The organism is Nostoc sp., assembly GCF_036918015.1.
Lineage (GTDB): Bacteria > Cyanobacteriota > Cyanobacteriia > Cyanobacteriales > Nostocaceae > Nostoc.
In genome coordinates, this window is record NZ_JBALEO010000078.1 from 1 (window position 1) to 16,423 (window position 16,423).

Annotated in this window: 17 protein-coding genes; 7 read left to right on the forward strand and 10 right to left on the reverse strand. The window is 41.4% G+C overall.

Annotated features, from left to right (window positions below):
* Positions 1–224: 224 nt before the first annotated feature.
* Both V7K61_RS22900 and hpsJ-B read right to left on the reverse strand, forming a co-directional pair.
* Positions 225–1,133, reverse strand: a complete 909-nt coding sequence (locus V7K61_RS22900; protein WP_335056791.1) for a glycosyltransferase family 2 protein — start codon at positions 1,131–1,133, stop codon at positions 225–227.
* 126 nt (positions 1,134–1,259) lie between these two features.
* Entirely contained in the window at positions 1,260–2,102 is an 843-nt protein-coding gene (gene hpsJ-B, locus V7K61_RS22905) for a hormogonium polysaccharide biosynthesis protein HpsJ (protein WP_335056793.1), read from the reverse strand.
* A gap of 791 nt (positions 2,103–2,893) precedes the next feature.
* Between hpsJ-B and V7K61_RS22910 the strand changes: the two genes are divergently transcribed.
* A complete protein-coding gene (locus tag V7K61_RS22910; protein WP_335056795.1) occupies positions 2,894–3,541 on the forward strand; it encodes a glycoside hydrolase family 24 protein in 648 nt (215 codons plus the stop codon).
* A gap of 17 nt (positions 3,542–3,558) precedes the next feature.
* Here the strand turns inward: V7K61_RS22910 and menH are convergent, their stop codons facing one another.
* From menH to metG, 6 genes are all read right to left on the reverse strand, one after another.
* Positions 3,559–4,377 (reverse strand): 2-succinyl-6-hydroxy-2,4-cyclohexadiene-1-carboxylate synthase, encoded by an 819-nt coding sequence (menH, locus tag V7K61_RS22915; protein WP_335056797.1) that lies wholly within the window; start codon positions 4,375–4,377, stop codon positions 3,559–3,561.
* Positions 4,378–4,605: 228 nt separating this feature from the next.
* Positions 4,606–4,785 carry a phosphotransferase gene (locus V7K61_RS34215; RefSeq protein WP_442936356.1) on the reverse strand — a complete coding sequence of 60 codons (180 nt, stop codon included), beginning with the start codon at positions 4,783–4,785 and terminating at the stop codon, positions 4,606–4,608.
* A complete protein-coding gene (locus V7K61_RS22920; RefSeq protein ID WP_335056799.1) occupies positions 4,786–5,187 on the reverse strand; it encodes a metal-sensitive transcriptional regulator in 402 nt (133 codons plus the stop codon).
* An 86-nt stretch (positions 5,188–5,273) separates the two neighbouring features.
* Positions 5,274–6,485 (reverse strand): LPS export ABC transporter periplasmic protein LptC, encoded by a 1,212-nt coding sequence (gene lptC, locus V7K61_RS22925; protein ID WP_335056801.1) that lies wholly within the window; start codon positions 6,483–6,485, stop codon positions 5,274–5,276.
* A complete protein-coding gene (locus V7K61_RS22930) occupies positions 6,485–7,114 on the reverse strand; it encodes a LabA-like NYN domain-containing protein (RefSeq protein ID WP_094348455.1) in 630 nt (209 codons plus the stop codon). The genes lptC and V7K61_RS22930 overlap by 1 nt, the downstream gene beginning before the upstream one ends.
* A 166-nt stretch (positions 7,115–7,280) precedes the next feature.
* Positions 7,281–8,882, reverse strand: coding sequence for a methionine--tRNA ligase (gene metG / locus V7K61_RS22935; RefSeq protein ID WP_335056803.1), 1,602 nt, complete (start codon positions 8,880–8,882; stop codon positions 7,281–7,283).
* Between the two features lie 382 nt (positions 8,883–9,264).
* Between metG and V7K61_RS22940 the strand changes: the two genes are divergently transcribed.
* From V7K61_RS22940 to V7K61_RS22950, 3 genes are all read left to right on the forward strand, one after another.
* The gene (locus tag V7K61_RS22940) at positions 9,265–9,990 is read left to right on the forward strand and encodes a lysophospholipid acyltransferase family protein (RefSeq protein ID WP_289796729.1); all 726 of its coding nucleotides are present in this window, start codon (positions 9,265–9,267) and stop codon (positions 9,988–9,990) included.
* A gap of 250 nt (positions 9,991–10,240) precedes the next feature.
* On the forward strand, positions 10,241–11,044 hold the full coding sequence (locus V7K61_RS22945) for an alpha/beta fold hydrolase (protein WP_335056805.1): 804 nt from the start codon (positions 10,241–10,243) through the stop codon (positions 11,042–11,044).
* Between the two features lie 308 nt (positions 11,045–11,352).
* Positions 11,353–12,519: an EcsC family protein gene (locus V7K61_RS22950; RefSeq protein WP_335056949.1), complete on the forward strand. Its 1,167-nt coding sequence runs from the start codon at positions 11,353–11,355 to the stop codon at positions 12,517–12,519.
* Positions 12,520–12,657: 138 nt separating this feature from the next.
* Here the strand turns inward: V7K61_RS22950 and V7K61_RS22955 are convergent, their stop codons facing one another.
* Both V7K61_RS22955 and V7K61_RS22960 read right to left on the reverse strand, forming a co-directional pair.
* Complete coding sequence (locus V7K61_RS22955) at positions 12,658–12,843, reverse strand: hypothetical protein (protein WP_335056807.1); 186 nt, start codon at positions 12,841–12,843, stop codon at positions 12,658–12,660.
* A 55-nt stretch (positions 12,844–12,898) separates the two neighbouring features.
* Positions 12,899–13,282, reverse strand: a complete 384-nt coding sequence (locus V7K61_RS22960) for a type II toxin-antitoxin system RelE/ParE family toxin (RefSeq protein WP_335056809.1) — start codon at positions 13,280–13,282, stop codon at positions 12,899–12,901.
* A 289-nt stretch (positions 13,283–13,571) separates the two neighbouring features.
* Between V7K61_RS22960 and V7K61_RS22965 the strand changes: the two genes are divergently transcribed.
* Genes V7K61_RS22965 through plsX form a run of 3 tightly spaced genes read left to right on the forward strand, consistent with a single transcriptional unit; the run spans position 13,572 to position 16,317 of the window.
* Complete coding sequence (locus V7K61_RS22965) at positions 13,572–15,053, forward strand: leucyl aminopeptidase (RefSeq protein ID WP_335056811.1); 1,482 nt, start codon at positions 13,572–13,574, stop codon at positions 15,051–15,053.
* A gap of 49 nt (positions 15,054–15,102) precedes the next feature.
* The gene (locus V7K61_RS22970; RefSeq protein ID WP_335056813.1) at positions 15,103–15,237 is read left to right on the forward strand and encodes a hypothetical protein; all 135 of its coding nucleotides are present in this window, start codon (positions 15,103–15,105) and stop codon (positions 15,235–15,237) included.
* A gap of 57 nt (positions 15,238–15,294) precedes the next feature.
* A complete protein-coding gene (plsX, locus tag V7K61_RS22975; protein ID WP_335056815.1) occupies positions 15,295–16,317 on the forward strand; it encodes a phosphate acyltransferase PlsX in 1,023 nt (340 codons plus the stop codon).
* Positions 16,318–16,423: the final 106 nt, after the last annotated feature.

A 16,423-nucleotide genomic window follows, 5' to 3' on the forward strand; every position in this document is an offset into this window, starting at 1 on the left:
CCGAGAGTTCAGCCTTTAGTGACAGTAATCTGCTGTCCGGCTGGCTTAGTTATGTACGGACTGGATACCGTGATTCACTAGGCAACGAATCGCACTCTAGTCTTGAATTATGAAAAACAAGATCCCCGACAACTTTTACGAAGTCGGGGATCTGTGTAGCACATCTGTGTGCCCTATGATTTTGCGATCGCTATCCGGGAAATCCTTCTAATCTCCAGCCCTCTTCACGCCACATCAACCTGTGTAGTTTCAGAATCCGCGCACTGCAACTGTTGCGTACTCTCTTGTACCAAAATCGCTGTTGCATCTAAATTAGGTTTTGGTAAATACTTCATTTCCCAGACTTTGAGCAAAATCAGGTATTCGTAGAATGCTTGCAATGTACACCAAGCCACTCCGGCGCGTCCATCTAAACATCCGCCTAAGATAAAATACATATATATAAACCGTAGCAACGGTCTGGCGGGCAAACGTAAAGACAAATCTTTCAGGGCACGCCGTCTTTCGACTTCTGATTTGCCAAAGAATAAATCTTGCCAGCTAACTTTTCCCTGTTCTAACTGATACAATGTTTCTTGAGCTTCATCCGTAGAATAACGGTTGTGCTTGTCAATCCAGCGGCTCAAACCTTTGCTAGAAGTGTAGTGTGGGTATGTTTCTTTTAAAAAGCTAGTTGCACCCTCACAAACTTCTCGCTCAGTATGACCGTAGTCTGTAAACCACACTTTTCCGTGGCGGAAGAGTCGCATTTGGTAACGCGGATACTGTGTGCTGTAGCGAATCCAACGATTCATGAACATGACGCGTTCAGCCACGTAGTAACCGATGTAGTCTGTATTCTGACTTGCCTTTTCGCATTCTGCAAACAGTTCTGGGGTCATACGCTCGTCAGCTTCGAGGATATAAACCCATTCATGCTTCGGGGGGATAGACTCTAACATCCAGGTGCGTTGGCGTCCGTGGCTTTCAAAAGCGTGCTGGACAACGCGAATGGGATAGCGACTGGCGATTTCCACAGTGCGATCGCTACTGCATGAATCCACAACAATGATGTCATCTGATAACATCGCCGATTCGATACAAGCAGCAATATCTAGTTCTTCGTTATATGTCAGTATGTAAATTGAGAACATTACTCAAGTTTTATAGCGATTTTAGTCAGTGATAATTGCCTTGTTATTGTTATTAGCTATTAGGCGCATGGCAGTATCAGTCGTCAATAATTTTGGGATACTTCTTACTGCCATGCCAATAGTAGATTAGCGTGCGGCAGTTCTAGGTTTACCACCTTGTACAGCACCCCTACCTCTTAAGCTTGTCCAGCCGATGATAATGTAACCAATGGACAATAGCAAACTGCTAATACCAATCCGCAGTCCCGACTTCCAAGCAGTATCTTTAGCTTGTTGCTGTGCTTCGTCTCGGCGCTGGCGAAGTTGGCTCAGTTGTTGAGTTTGCAGCGTTTTAACATCTGTTTGTTGTTCGATAGCTTTGTCAAGTGCTTGGGGATCTGTTTTAGCCTTCTTCAGTAACTCTTTGATATTTGCGGGAATTTGAGGGCTTTCAAGTGCTTGCTTATATTTTTGGTCATCTTTGAGGATTTCACTAAACTGAGCTTTGGTTTGGTTTCGCAGCTGGTCTAGTTGCGCTTTTCCTTGCTCAGTAGCTATTTGTGCTTGCAATTGCGATAATCGAGTGTTTAGTTGAGTTTCTGCCTGATCTGCTTCTTGGGTGATTCGGTTGAGTGTTTGAGTCTTGGCTTGATTGACGTTATTTAGGTGCAGGGGAAAAATCAGCAAGAACATTAACCCTAAAATACTTGAGATAATCGCGGCGGGAAATCTTAAATCGATACCTTGGGGGCGATCGCTTGCTGCATCAGCATTCTCAATCCAATAGGCAGCAAACAGAAGCCCCAAACCGACTAGAGGAACAATTCCTCGATCGACAAGCGCTGTTCCCAAATTGATTTGCCATACCCGATCGGTGGGTTGAAAGGGTAACAACAGAATCAAAAAGTCAACGAAAAAGGACAAAATGCAGATTATTCCAACTACCTTAAGTGTGAGAGCAGTACTCACGGAAGTAAAACGGTTAACCATAGTTTTTCAAACTGGTGGAGAATACGAGTGATTTTCATATTTCAAGCTACTTGAATATTGTGCCCATGACTATGACTATTGTGTAAAAACACAAAGCAGATTCAATATTGGTAAAGGTTATCTGCCTCTTGGTTTTCAACTAGCCCACAGTAACATTTGTTATCTCCAGTGTCTTCAGGAAATTCCTGGTATTTTAAGATACGAATTTGATGCGGGGCTAGAGAAACAGACTCATTAATTACCCAATCTCCCTGATTACAGTTCTCAATCGGTCGTAATACAGACCTTTTGTAAGGGATCACAGATGTGCATCGGTGTCAACTTAAATCGAAACCTTTGCAATAAGGTTGTATAGACTTATCGCCCAATTTGAGCAAGGAAGCAATTATTACTGAGGGCGTATGCTACTAAAAGTGATTAATTTTATACTGGGTTGGGATTTTTGGGAGTATCTCGCTTGCTATACTTACAGTAGTTTTCTTTTGCATAAAGTAGAAAGCTACGGGTTTTGAGGCAGAAGGTAGAAACTCTTTATATCTGATGCGTGAGTCCTGCATTTTTTACCTCAGTTACTTGCAAACTCCTGTATTTATACTCTTTTTCGCTAATTCCTAAAAAAATGGGCAAATCAGAAATAATAACTAACAATCAGGTATGAACTTTACTAGAATCAGTTCGTCGATGATTTTTGTTAGCAAAAAGAGTGAATTTAAAGGAGTTAGACTCTGAAAGGCTTTGAATTCAAAGGTGTTGAAAAACTTATTGGCCCAATAGCCGCGCTTCTCGGCTTTGTGTATTTGTTGCAATGGTATATTGGAGACTTGCGATCGCCTTCCGATCCCATCTTTGAAAATAAACAGCCGCCTTTAGTGATGAAAGAGGGCGACCCTTATATCCGCGCTTTAATGCGAACCATCTCGGCAAGTGAGGCTAGTGGAAACCGTCCCTATTCGCTGTTATACGGTGGACAGCAAGTCAACGATCTTAGCCGACATCCTGAGATATGCGTCACAATTGTCACAGGCCCCAATACAGGTAATTGTTCTACCGCTGCTGGCAGATATCAAATTATCAACATTACTTGGTATCGTTTAGCCCCTCGTTATCACCCAAAGCCGATGCAGATGATGTTTTGGACTGCTTATAGTTTTGAAGCAGAATATCAAGATGTAGTAGTTTACCGTTGGTTAAATGATTCTAAAGTTTGGGGAACTGATATTTCTCAACAGTTGCGTCAGGGAAAGTTAAATGATGTTTTGCGGCGACTCTCTCCCACTTGGACAAGTTTGGGATATGGCATAGAAACTAATTCTGTGAGTAACTCTTTGCCCAAGGTTTATCAGAAAATGTTACAAGAGGAATTAACCGCAGACAAACAACCAATAGCGCCGAATTTGCCACCATCCCCAACTCCTTCTAGCAAGGCAGTAAAAAAGTAGTAAGGTTATCCTAATTTTTAACTTGCTGTGGACAAAAAACTTTTGATATTTTCCACAAATGCCAAAGTATTTTCAAAATGGATATTGTGTCCAGCATTTCTAATTATTTTTATCTGAGCAAATTCACATATTTTAGCTATTTCTGTATTAATATATATAAATTTTTGATCGTATTCACCGACTAGTAAAAACATGGGAACTGTATTGAATTGTAGCTTTTCCCATAAAGAAGGTTGACATCCAGTACCCATAAAGCGCAGTGATTTATCTAATTCCTGTGGATTATTCTGCAACCGGCTTTCTGCCATGCGATCGTATTCTGGATGATTTTTTATATAACCAAAAATCGGCTGATTGTACCAATTTGATATAAAAGTGGCAAAATCGCTTTTTTCAAGACTTCTTGTTAATTTTCTGCCGATTTGAGTATCAAGTTTAATGCGTTCTAATCGTTCTGCTTCTGTCGGCAAACCTGGCGAAGCTGACTCTAGAACAACTTTATGAAAACGTTCTGGAAAATGCAGGGCTAGGTATAAAGCCAATCTTCCACCCATTGAATAACCAACTAAAAAGCATTTGGCAATTTTTAACTCATCTAATAAGTTGATTAAAGCATGAGCAGTGTTTGCAATTGTATAGTATTCGTCCTCACCCAAAACTTGAGTTTTGCCATGTCCGGGGAGATCAAGTGTTAAATAGGAAAATTCGTTAAATAGTAATTTTATGGCTTCATCAAATTCATCAATGTTACCCATGAAGCCATGCAAAAAAAGAATTAGTGGTTTATCTAGAGTGCCAATTAAAGAATAATGAAATTGATAATTTTTGAGAATCATAGTCTAGCTAAAAACCATCGTCGTTGCACAGCATATTATCTGATGGAATAAGTTTTTTCCTCGTTGCCTCTTAGAGGTTGTTTGAAAAGTCATGATTGATGTATCAAATATTTTTTTACCCCACCCTAACCCTCCCCTTATAAAGGGGAGGGAACCGGATTTTCCTGTTTCCCCCCCTTTATAAGGGGGGATTAAGGGGGGTAATAATTCTATTAAAATCACAACATATCACTTTTCAAACATCCTCTTAGAAAAAGTCAACAAAGGAAAGTCTATAAAAATAGGTTGTCTACCAGTTTGCAATATGATGTTGATGGGGTGAATGTCACGATGCACTATTGAATTTTGATGTATCGCTGCTAGTGCATCACTAATTTTGCGAATGCACTCTAGATTATTTTTTTGAATTTAAGGTAAAAATCGATCTAAAGCAGCCTTTAACTGTTTAATTTCAACGTCAATATTACCCTCTTGTGCGGCTCTACCAATACACTCAGTTAAATGTTCATCCAAAACAATTCGCGCGACTCGATCTAATGCGCCCCGCACTGCGGCAATTTGCAGTAGAACATCAGGACAAGGGGTACTTTGCTGCACCATTGCCTTAATACCACGAACATGTCCTTCTATACGCGATAATCGATTGACAATTCGCCGTAAAGACTCTTCGCTATGGATGTGAGGATGAGCCGGCTCTCTAGTCCCATAAGTACGATCTGTATGCTCGTGGTCTGTATCGTGATAGTGGGAATGTTCTACTTGCTGGGATGTTGGCAAGGATTCCTTACCTAATCGGTTTGATCCATTCATGGGCTATCAAAAGACTTGTATTACTAAGATCATAATCTAGTACTCGACCAACCCAAAATTTCTGGGTGGGCCCCATTCACCTAACTTTATTGCTGACGATTGGCTTTTTCTTGAGGAATAATCTCCGTTACTACCCTACCGCTAGAACTGCCACCTTTGACAACAATATTTTCTGTTTGCAGATTACCAACTGCTGTCTCACCCACAAAATTTAATGGTGGGTCAATTTGTCGGTAAACAACATTTCCCTGAGCTTCAACTAACTTATTGTCTAAATACCAAGTTAGTGTATTGGATCTTAGAGACTGGCGACGCTGACCAATAGCATTGACGTTACCTTTTAAGTAAACGGTTTTTTGCGGTATTTTCATTTCACCTTGATTAGCTGTCACTGTGACATTTTCGGCACGATGGAACATTCGTGTGGGAGAGTTTGTGGTGACAGTTTCTGTGTTCATGTTCCAGGTCATAGAGTTACTAGCTATTTGCATTGGTGGATCTAGTAATTCTAGTTGAGCATTATTTTGGACAGTGGCAATTTTTGTTTTTAAGTTAACTTCGGCAGAATTTCCCTTGCCGCGATCGCTAATTTTATTATCTTTGTAGCGGTCAATTTCTAGGGGGCGATCGCCAATCAGTTTTTCTTCTTTAATATTCCAGATTAAATGTTCAGTTCTCACTTGCATCTGGGGATCGATAGAATTTGCTACCACTCCTCCAGAAAATTCCATCCGCTGTTCGCGGGTTTTTACTCGCACTTCCTGCGCGACTGCTTGTAGTTTTTTATGGGTGCCGTTAATCTTGTTACGAACAATCAACAAATCTTCTTTAGGACGCCATTCTAATTCATTACCTTGCAACACAATCCCATTACTAGGATCTGTGGCAAATATCTTACCTTTCAGAAACAACTGCTTCCCATCTTGTTCAATGTCTGCTACATCTGCCTTTATTTGGTAAACAATTTTGCCATCTTGATATAGTTCACCATAAGGACTTTCAGCCTGACCAATTTGTTTTTCTTTGGTGTATTTTGCGGTTTTAGCCCTGACTTTCCAAATTGGTCTTCCCACTTCATCTGCTTGTTCTAAGGTGACATCAAAGAAAGTCAAATTGCTATCTTTGTTAGAGGAATCCGCAGTATTTTGTTGGGAAGCTGGGGGGGATTTGCCCCCGCAGCCAACTAAAGCAAATACCAAGAAAAAGGTCAAAGATAAAATAAGAAAGGAGGGAGTGGGGGAGAAATTTTGAATTTTTCTCTTTTCCCATCTCCCTCTTTTATGAAATTGATACGTCATTATTCTTGGATTTCTAGGTGTCCATCACTAGTTCTGGGGTCTTCCAAAAAACCGATCCCAGATAATGGCCGGTATGGATAGCTTTGGCGAGGAGTTTTTTGAATATCTTCTTTGATGGCTTCTAAATCAATGTAGCGATCGCTTACATTGATTAAGCTGTCACTAGTCATGGAACGCAAGCTCACAACTTCTACCCGCACGCCACGATAGCTGACTGAATTGACCGCATAAGCCAAATCTCCATCACCGCTAACTAAAACTGCGGTATCATAAGAATCTACTAACGCCATCATGTCTACTGCTATTTCTACATCCAGGTTAGCTTTTTTAGAGCCATCTGGTAGCTGGACTAAATCTTTAGCAATGACTCGATAGCCATTGCGACGCATCCATAGCAAAAACCCCTGTTGCTTCTCGTTTGTCCGATCTACACCAGTGTAGAAAAAAGAACGCAGTAATCTAGAACCTCCTGTTAATCGACATAATAGCTTCGTGTAATCTATTTCAATACCTAGTTGCAGTGCAGCGTAAAATAAATTTGAGCCATCAATAAATATGGCGACCCTACCCCGATTCTCCAAAACCTGTTCTGGCGTAAAGATTGAATCATTTTCCAAATTATTCAACATCATTGTGATACCTCAATTTTTATCCCTGTTATTTTTGATACAAATTACCAACTTTTAGATGCTAGTCACAGCGGCTTATGATAATGTTCTGCGGCTAATTTAAATTGAGCCACGATAAATTTTGTGAGAAAATAAAAAATTGAACAAAATCAGAGTTTGATAAGGACTAATCGTTTTTCGGGGGTTCTATTCGCTTAAAAATCGGTTGGGGTGTACCCAACTGTTGTTTGCTCGATAGTAGCCCCCATTTAGCATGGATGGCAAAAGGAGCAGTTACTGAACTTTGTAGATCGTTAAAGTTTATTCCAAAACCCAGCTGCTGATAAATATCGCTGCTGATGTTCGGAATAATTGGGGATAGCAGATAAGCTGCTAGTCTAACTGATTCTAGAACTGCGTAGAGAACCTTTTCCACCGACTCCTGCTGTCCCTGTTTATATAATGACCAAGGAGCCTGTTCATCAATAAACTTATTACTGGCTTGTGCCAGTGAAAGTATGGCCACGCAGGCTTGACTGAAAGCTAGCTCTTGGTATGCTTGTTTTACCTGTTCCCCTAAACGTAAACCAATTGCTTTCAAAGGATTTTCGTCAGGAATCGCTTCATTGCCGATTGATGGGACATTATTCTGGGCGCAGTACTTTTTCACCATGCTCAAGGTACGATTGAGCAAATTACCTAAATCATTTGCCAAATCTGCATTCAGAACATTAATGAACCTTACTTCATTAAAATCTCCATCTTTGCCAAATTCGATTTCCTTAAGGAAGTAATAACGAACGGCATCACTACCATAGCTCTTAACTAACGCCACAGGATCAAGGGTGTTACCCAGACTTTTGCCCATCTTTTGACCATCTTTAGTCAAAAAGCCATGCCCAAAGACTCTCTCTGGCAAGGGTAAGCCTGCCGACAACAGCATTGCTGGCCAGTAAACTGCATGGAAGCGGAGAATATCTTTACCAATTAGGTGCAGGTTGATTGGCCACCATGTTTCTAACGCATTTGCTAAAGTCGGTTCTGCATCTGGTTCTAGTAATGCTGTGACATAACCTAGCAGCGCATCAAACCAGACATAGAGAGTGTGCTTGGGATCGACTGGTACGGGAAAACCCCAATCTAAATTCACTCGTGAAATGGAAAAGTCTTGCAGTCCTTGATTGACAAAGCTGAGGACTTCGTTGCGCCGACTTTCTGGTTGAATAAAATCTGGTTTAGATTGATAAAATTCTGTCAGCTTAGTTTGGTATTTGGATAAGCGGAAAAAATAGTTTTGTTCGTCTCGCCACTCCACTTCTTTGTTAGTATGAATTGGGCAACGGTGTCCTTCTAGCAGATCCCGTTCTTCTTTGAATTCTTCGCAAGATACGCAGTACCAGCCTTGTTGTTGTCCTTGGTAAATATCACCAGATTCCCAGACTCGCTCAAAGAATTCTTTCACGATCGCTTGATGACGAGGCGCAGTAGTCCGACTAAAGCGATCGTATTGAATATCTAATAATTGCCATAAACTCACGAAACTAGGGACAATTTCATCACAAAATTCTTGTGGCCCTTTCCCTAAACTTTCTGCCGATCGCTGAATTTTTTGCCCATGTTCATCTGTACCTGTAATTAGTAATACTTGATGTCCCAGTAATCTCTGAAATCGTGCCACTACATCGGCTGCGATCGTCGTATAAGCACTACCTATATGAGGAACATCGTTTACATAATATAGGGGTGTGGTCAGCGCAAATGTCAATTCTTTTTTATTCACTAGATTCATACAAAATAAAAATTAACTTATTAAAACGTTTTACATCTTACCTTTTATCGGCAAAACCAGGCAATTATACAACATTATTACCATTTTTTCCAATAACATCTTCATACTAGCAAATTTATCAAGTCCAAAATTGTTTTGTAATATGCATCAATTAAACTCATTTTTACCTAAAAAATGGAAATTCACTAATCATAATTTTTTCGAATAGTTTCTATTAGATGATATTATTGTGATCGAGAATACATAATCAAGAATACAGAAAATCTAGTTGCTTTTGTAGATTAGATATTTCTATCTTAAGACGGTCATGGCATTAGTAAAGAAATGTAAAAATTAAATTAAGACAAATTGCCATATTTACCGGAAAATATATTGATTAGGTATGAGTGGAAATAGCCCCCTAGAGATTTCTCGCGCTTTGGTGGCGGCATTCTCAACGCAAATGTTCCGCTATTACGAAGACCGCATTCCCCAGGATGCGAGCGTCTTGGTAGTCAGCAATCACCGCAGCTTTATGGATGCACTGATTTTAATGGCAGCGTTATCGAGTCCGATTCGCTTTGCTTGCCATCACTACATGGGACAAGTTCCAGTCATGCGAGAGATTGTCACCGGTCAATTGGGGTGTTTTCCCTTGGAAGATACTCAAAACCGCCAGCAAAGCTTTTTTTCGCAGTCACAGGTGCTATTGCAATCCAAGCAGATGGTGGGAGTATTTCCAGAAGGGACTGCACCAATGGTGAAATTTACTCAGCCAAGCCAAGTGGGTGAGTTTCAGCGGGGATTTGCCCATTTGGCATTACGAGCGAATGTGCAGGATTTAGCTATTTTACCGATCGCGATCGCTTCCTTAGAAGAAGTAAACACCAATGGCTTCCCATTAAGACTTTTAAGTGTATTCGACCCTTCAGAACCTTTATTTAACCAAAATGGTTGGCATCCCTTGGTAATTTATCGTCGAGTTGCGGTGTTAATCGGTCGTCCTTATTGGATTACGCCCCAACATCATAAAAAATATCACGGCAAACAAGCCAGAACTGTTGTGGCTGAACTGACAGAACACTGTCAGGGTGAAATTAGCAATTTACTGCTTCAAGGTTGCTATTAAAGCTATTCAATTTTGGACTTCGGCTCCTTTCGACTTCTCTACGAGACGCTACGCGAACGCTCAAGGCAAGCCGCTCAGTCGAACAATTTTGGATTGTCTGCACAACTTTGAGTAGCTTGTTCCGAGATTTTTTTGTTTTTGCTCAAAAGTACCGAAGCTAATAAAAGCAACAATTCGCAGTCCAAAAGTTTTATACCATTGACTAATGACTAATGACCAATACTTCGACTACGCTCAGTACGAGTGACCAATGACTATCACAGAAGTTGAGCTAAACCCTTGTTTTCTGACTCCTAAACGAGTACAGCCAGAGTATCCGCTATTGGTATATTTGCCAGGAATGGATGGAACTGGTCAACTATTGCGATCGCAAACCGCTGGATTAGAAACTGGCTTTGATGTGCGCTCTTTGGCGCTCCCTCGGAAAGACCTTAACACTTGGGATGCCCTAACTAAGAGTGTATTGGACTTGATCGACGCCGAATTAGAAAAAAGTTCTCAAAGACCAGTTTACTTGTGTGGTGAGTCCTTTGGTGGTTGCTTGGCTATGAAAGTGGCAATCCAAGCACCCCATTTATTTAAGCGAATTATCCTAATTAATCCAGCTTCGTCCTTTCATCTTCGCCCTTGGTTAAGTTGGGCATCCCAGCTAACTTACTTAGTGCCATCAGGATTGTATGATGTTGGCGCACTAGGCTTGTTGCCATTTTTAGCATCTTTGTCACGCATTTCTCGCAGCGATCGCCACGATTTGCTAAAAACGATGCGTTCTGTCCCAGTCGAAACCGTTCTTTGGCGGTTGTCTTTACTGCGAGAGTTTGATATTGATGAGGAAAAGTTAAGGCGTTTAACTCAACCAGTTTTGTTAATTGCTGGTGCTAGCGATCGCCTTTTACCTTCTGTAAATGAAGTGAACCGGATAGGGAACATCTTACCAAATAACAAGATTGTAGTGTTGCCCAATTGCGGACACGCTTGTTTGCTAGAGCAAGATACTAATCTCTATGAAATTCTTAAGGATAACGACTTTTTAGAAAGTAAAGCTGATAGCTGAGGTAGGATTAGATGAATATACAGAATTACTTACATAAGAATATTTAATTGCTGGTAATTGATCGAACAATATTACCAAGAAAAATGGGCGTTCTTGTTCCAGAAATGCTCACTATTTTAGAAGTTCAAATGTTTTTGACATTAGGTTATCAGTGGTAAAATCAAAACCTCTGTCATCCATCTTATGTCTATAGTTAAAGCTCAGAATAATTCCTATTTACTCTGACGAATTGTACTTATTGAGAGATGTCAAAGCCCCTCAAACTTCGCTACAACCAAAAGAGAGGCTTTACAAGATGGTGTCAAGCAATGGCAGATAAACCCCAAAAAATAGAGGTGAATAAATTAGTTAATTCACCCAGAGAAACTTCAGAAGCAGGAATTCAGGCTCAATCATCAATAGAAAATGAACCGTCTATAGTAGAGTCTTTTGTTAAAACTGTTGTTCAGACTGGCCAAGCAGTTTTAGATACAGCAGTAGGGGTGGGAGAAGCGACGGCAAAAGAAACACACAAGTTTATTGAGCAAACAACTCAAACTAGCGGTCAGTTTGTGAATCGCCTCAGCGAAAATTGGCTGATTAGAAAACTATCTGGAGTCTTAAATCTCAATTGGCTGATTAACGATAGTAACCTTGTTGATTTAGAACAAGCAGAAGCGGCGGTAAACAAGCTCAAGAAACAGTATCCAAATGAATCACCTAGCCAGCTTGCTCACCGAATCATGGTGGAAAAAGCAACTCAAGCAGCCACAGTTGGACTAGCTACTAGCATTTTGCCAGGAATAGCAGTGGCATTATTGGCAATTGATTTAACAGCAACTACAAAATTGCAGTCAGAAATGCTTTATCAAATTGCATCTGTCTACGGGCTAGATTTAAAAGATCCTGCCCGCAAAGGTGAAATTTTAGCAATTTTTGGGTTGGCTTTGGGTGGAGGGCGTTTGTTGAAAGCTGCGGGATTAGGCTTGCTGCGAAATGTGCCCTTGGCGGGTGCAGTTATTGGAGCTAGTTCAAATGCAACGATGATCTATTCATTGGGGTATGCTGCTTGTAGATTTTACGAAACCAAGCTGGATGAATCTACTTCTCTGGAATCGCCACAGACATTAGCAACATTAAAAGCCGAAAGTGAAAAGTATCTAGAAAGTGCGATCGCTCAAGAAGCCGTCATGGATCAAATCTTAGTTCACATGATTTTGGCTAGCCATCCAGATAAGACTTTGGAAGAAATTTTGCCAGAATTACAAGCTGTAAAACTCAGTCCTACCTCGTTGGATGCCATTGCCCAAAATATCAAATCACCTAAGTCTTTAGATATACTGCTCAATCAGCTGAATCGTGATTTTGCTATACCCTTGCTCGTTCAGTGTGAAAAAATTGCCCAGCTTGACAATAAGACTACAGCACTTGAGCAAGAAATAATCGCAGCGATCGCCAGAAAATTTAACATTGACAAAAATGGAATTGGGGCATAGGGCATTAGGCAGAGGAGGTAAAAAAGTGGAGTTATGAGCGCAGTTCACTAGTATCAGACACAAAACTAGCCATTTTTAATAACTTTAAAGCCTGCCAAACTCCAACGGCTTGGCAGGCTTTTCTAGTGTTTTACTAAATTAATGTTCTATCATTAATTTTTTTCCAAATATAACTACCTCTCTTTTTTTAAACCTTTTCCTTTTATCTAATCTAAGTTTTTGCCTAGTTAATTCCTGAGTTATTAATTCTTGAGCGCGGCTTTCAATTTTTATTTGGTTTTCTATTGGTTGTTCTTTAATTTTTGCTCTTAGGCTTTTGCCCATTCTTCTTACCCTTCTTCTTTTAGTTTTTTAAGATGGCTCTTGTACTTTTTATTTTTTATTTGAGACTTAAATCCCAAACCCTAACTTCTTCTTTTAGTTTTTTAAGATGGCTCTTGTACCGTGCATCAGCCTTTTGAATTAAGTGTTTATAAAAAAGTTTTTTGCTAACGCCGGATTTGTCACCTGCTACCAATAAAATGGCTTGCCTCAATGGGTCAAAAGCAAACGCCACACGCCAAACACCACCAAAAGCTGAGAATCGCAACTCTTTCATGTTTCCGTAGTTCGACCCTTTGAGCGTATCAACATGAGGACGTTTTGCTTGTGGTCCAAACATTTCTAATACCTGAGCCGTAGCAAGCAACTCATTTTTTACTTCTTGAGGTAGAGCATTGAACTCAGGCTCGAAATCATCATGAAACTCAACTTGCCATTCCACTAATTTATTATGGTTAAAACTTCATACATTTTCAAGCGTATTATCGATTGACACTCTTAGCCCTAACATTACCCGGATTTCTCACGCATAGTGTAGGCAGAGGGGAAAGAGGAGTGTGGGGAGTGTGGGGAAGAAGTCTTACCCCCCACACTCCTTGGATTTCTCACAAGTGAGAAATCCAGGATTATAGCTACTGGCCCCTGCTCCCTCATTCCCAACTCCCCTCACCATGAAACCAGAATTTTGAGCAATACTGGTACAAGAAGGAATATTTACACAAAATCCCAAAATGACAATTCAACCTAGTGATAAGCCTTTACTAGAGTGGGCAGGCGATAGTTTGGCAATTGGATTATTTGAAGATGCAGTAGAGTTAACCGGAGAACTAGCTACTTTAGATCAAAAGTTTTCTGGAGTCTTAAAAGAACTGATTACTGAAGAAGAATTTAAAGGTAAAGCCAATAGCACTATTTTCACCCGTGTAAATGCTGGTAGCCCAGTGCGGAAATTGATTTTAGTAGGTTTAGGCAAACCAGATGCACTAAAACTAGATACTCTGCGCCGTGCTGCTGCGGCTGTAGCTAGGGTAGGAAAAAAGCAGAAAAGCAAAATTTTGGGTTTTAGTTTTCCATTGTGGAATAACGATCCAGCAGCCAGTGCCCAAGCGATCGCCGAAGGTGTGGAATTAGCACTTTACCAAGATATTCGCTTTAAATCCGAACCAGAAGATAAAGGTTCACAAATAGAAAGTGTAGATTTACTGGGTTTTGATGGACAAGAAGCCGCCATCACCCGCGCCAATCAAATTGTTTCCGGGGTAAATTTGGCACGGCAATTAGTCGCAGCACCAGCTAATGCAGTCACACCAATTACCTTAGCCGAAACTGCTCAAGCGATCGCCAAGGAATACGGTTTACAAGTAGAAATTCTGGAAAAAGAAGACTGTGAAAAGTTGGGTATGGGTGCTTTTTTGGGAGTATCGCAAGGTTCAGAGTTGCCACCGAAATTTATTCACCTAACTTACAAGCCAGAAGGCACACCCAAAAAGAAATTAGCAATTATTGGTAAAGGTGTAACCTTCGATTCCGGCGGACTCAATATTAAAGGTGCTGGTAGCGGCATCGAAACCATGAAGATGGATATGGGGGGTGCAGCTGCTACCTTGGGGGCAGCAAAAGCAATTGCTCAAATTAAGCCAGATGTTGAAGTTCACTTCATCTCAGCAGCGGCTGAAAACATGATTAGCGGTCACGCCATGCACCCTGGAGACATTCTGACAGCATCAAACGGCAAAACAATCGAAGTCAACAACACCGACGCTGAAGGACGTTTGACCCTAGCAGATGCCTTGGTGTATGCCGACAAATTGGGATTAGATGCGATCGTGGATTTAGCTACCCTGACTGGTGCCAATGTCATTGCCTTGGGTGATGATATTGCCGGTTTGTACACTCCCGATGAAGGTGTCGCTTCCCAAATCGAAAAAGCTGCGGAAACTTCAGGAGAAAAGATTTGGCGGATGCCAATGGAAGAAAAATATTTTGAAGGCTTAAAGTCTGGTATCGCGGATATGAAAAATACAGGGCCGCGTCCTGGTGGTGCAATCACCGCAGCCCTTTTCCTCAAGCAATTTGTCAAACAAACCCCTTGGGCGCACATAGATATTGCTGGCCCAGTGTGGACAGATAAAGAAAATGGCTACAACAGCGCTGGGGCAACTGGCTACGGCGTTCGGACGCTAGTTGATTGGGTGCTGGGAAGTGGGGAATAGGGAGTAGGGGAGGGGGGCAGGGGAGCAGGGGAGCAGGGGAGAATAATTAATGCCCAATGCCCAATGCCCAATGCCCAATGCCCAATGCCCTACTCCCTACTACCGAACAATTCGTGCTATCTTGAGCTTGCCAGCAAATATTGTTGCAATAGTAACAGAATTAATTTGGCGGTCAGAAAATTAAGCTTTTTCGGGCTTTGCCATCTGGTAAAATTTGTAAGGTTTCTAGAAGCTGTGAGCAATGGGATCGACTCGCGTACGGATCGCAATTGACGCAATGGGAGGGGATCATGCACCCGGTGAAATCGTTGCTGGCGCATTGCGAGCAAGAGAAGAATTGGGTGTAGATATATTTTTGGTTGGCGATCCCCAACAAATAGAAGCTGCCTTGCCATCAAAAACAAGTTTAGGGCAGGTAGAGATCGTGACTGCTGAAGAAGCGATCGCGATGGATGAGGAGCCTTTAAATGCAGTTAGACGCAAACGCAAGGCTTCTATTAATGTGGCTATGGATTTAGTCAAGCAGGAAAAGGCAGATGCCGTATTTTCTGCCGGCCACTCTGGGGCAGCTATGGCATCAGCTTTGCTTCGCTTAGGACGATTGCCAGGAATCGATCGCCCAGCGATCGGGACAGTTTTCCCCACAATTATTGCTGGTAAGCCAGTGCTAGTACTTGATGTCGGCGCTAATGTAGATTGTCGCCCCAAGTTTTTAGAGCAGTTTGGCGTTATGGGATCGGCTTACAGTCAGTATGTCTTGGGTACACCTGAACCGAAAGTGGGTTTGCTGAATATCGGTGAAGAAGACTCGAAAGGCAATGATGCAGCCGTCCGCGCCCACCAACTGCTACGCGAAAATTCCCAAATTAATTTTATTGGCAATGCTGAAGGGCGTGATGTGCTTTCCGGTCGCTTTGATGTGATTGTCTGCGATGGCTTTGTAGGTAATGTATTGTTAAAATTTGCCGAAGCCGTTGGAGAAGTGATTCTGCAAATTTTGCGGGAAGAATTACCCCAAGGATTACACGGTCAAATTGGTTCAGCACTCTTAAAACCCAACTTGAAGCGGATTAAGCAGCGAATGGATCACGCAGAACATGGTGGTGCTTTACTGCTAGGCGTGGCAGGAGTCTGTTTTATCGGTCACGGTAGCTCCCAAGCACCTTCAATTTTTAATGCAATTCGCATGGCAAAAGAAGCTGTTGACAACCAAGTGATACAACGAATTCAGTCCCAATATATCCTAGAGCGCGAGAGCGGTTAGTCATTGGTCATTGGTCATTAGTCATTGGTCATTGGTCATTGGTCATTAGTCATTTGTAAAGGACAACTGACAAAGGACAAAGGACAAAGGACAAAGGACAAAAGAC

Coding starts and splice junctions, on each gene's coding strand:
- V7K61_RS22900 (WP_335056791.1), bottom strand. CDS start 1,133: ATGTTCTCAATTTACATACTGACATATAACGAAGAACTAGATATTGCT.
- hpsJ-B (WP_335056793.1), bottom strand. CDS start 2,102: ATGGTTAACCGTTTTACTTCCGTGAGTACTGCTCTCACACTTAAGGTA.
- menH (WP_335056797.1), bottom strand. CDS start 4,377: ATGATTCTCAAAAATTATCAATTTCATTATTCTTTAATTGGCACTCTA.
- V7K61_RS22920 (WP_335056799.1), bottom strand. CDS start 5,187: ATGAATGGATCAAACCGATTAGGTAAGGAATCCTTGCCAACATCCCAG.
- lptC (WP_335056801.1), bottom strand. CDS start 6,485: ATGACGTATCAATTTCATAAAAGAGGGAGATGGGAAAAGAGAAAAATT.
- V7K61_RS22930 (WP_094348455.1), bottom strand. CDS start 7,114: ATGTTGAATAATTTGGAAAATGATTCAATCTTTACGCCAGAACAGGTT.
- metG (WP_335056803.1), bottom strand. CDS start 8,882: ATGAATCTAGTGAATAAAAAAGAATTGACATTTGCGCTGACCACACCC.
- V7K61_RS22940 (WP_289796729.1), top strand. CDS start 9,265: ATGAGTGGAAATAGCCCCCTAGAGATTTCTCGCGCTTTGGTGGCGGCA.
- V7K61_RS22945 (WP_335056805.1), top strand. CDS start 10,241: ATGACTATCACAGAAGTTGAGCTAAACCCTTGTTTTCTGACTCCTAAA.
- V7K61_RS22950 (WP_335056949.1), top strand. CDS start 11,353: ATGGCAGATAAACCCCAAAAAATAGAGGTGAATAAATTAGTTAATTCA.
- V7K61_RS22955 (WP_335056807.1), bottom strand. CDS start 12,843: ATGGGCAAAAGCCTAAGAGCAAAAATTAAAGAACAACCAATAGAAAAC.
- V7K61_RS22965 (WP_335056811.1), top strand. CDS start 13,572: ATGACAATTCAACCTAGTGATAAGCCTTTACTAGAGTGGGCAGGCGAT.
- V7K61_RS22970 (WP_335056813.1), top strand. CDS start 15,103: ATGCCCAATGCCCAATGCCCAATGCCCAATGCCCAATGCCCTACTCCC.
- plsX (WP_335056815.1), top strand. CDS start 15,295: ATGGGATCGACTCGCGTACGGATCGCAATTGACGCAATGGGAGGGGAT.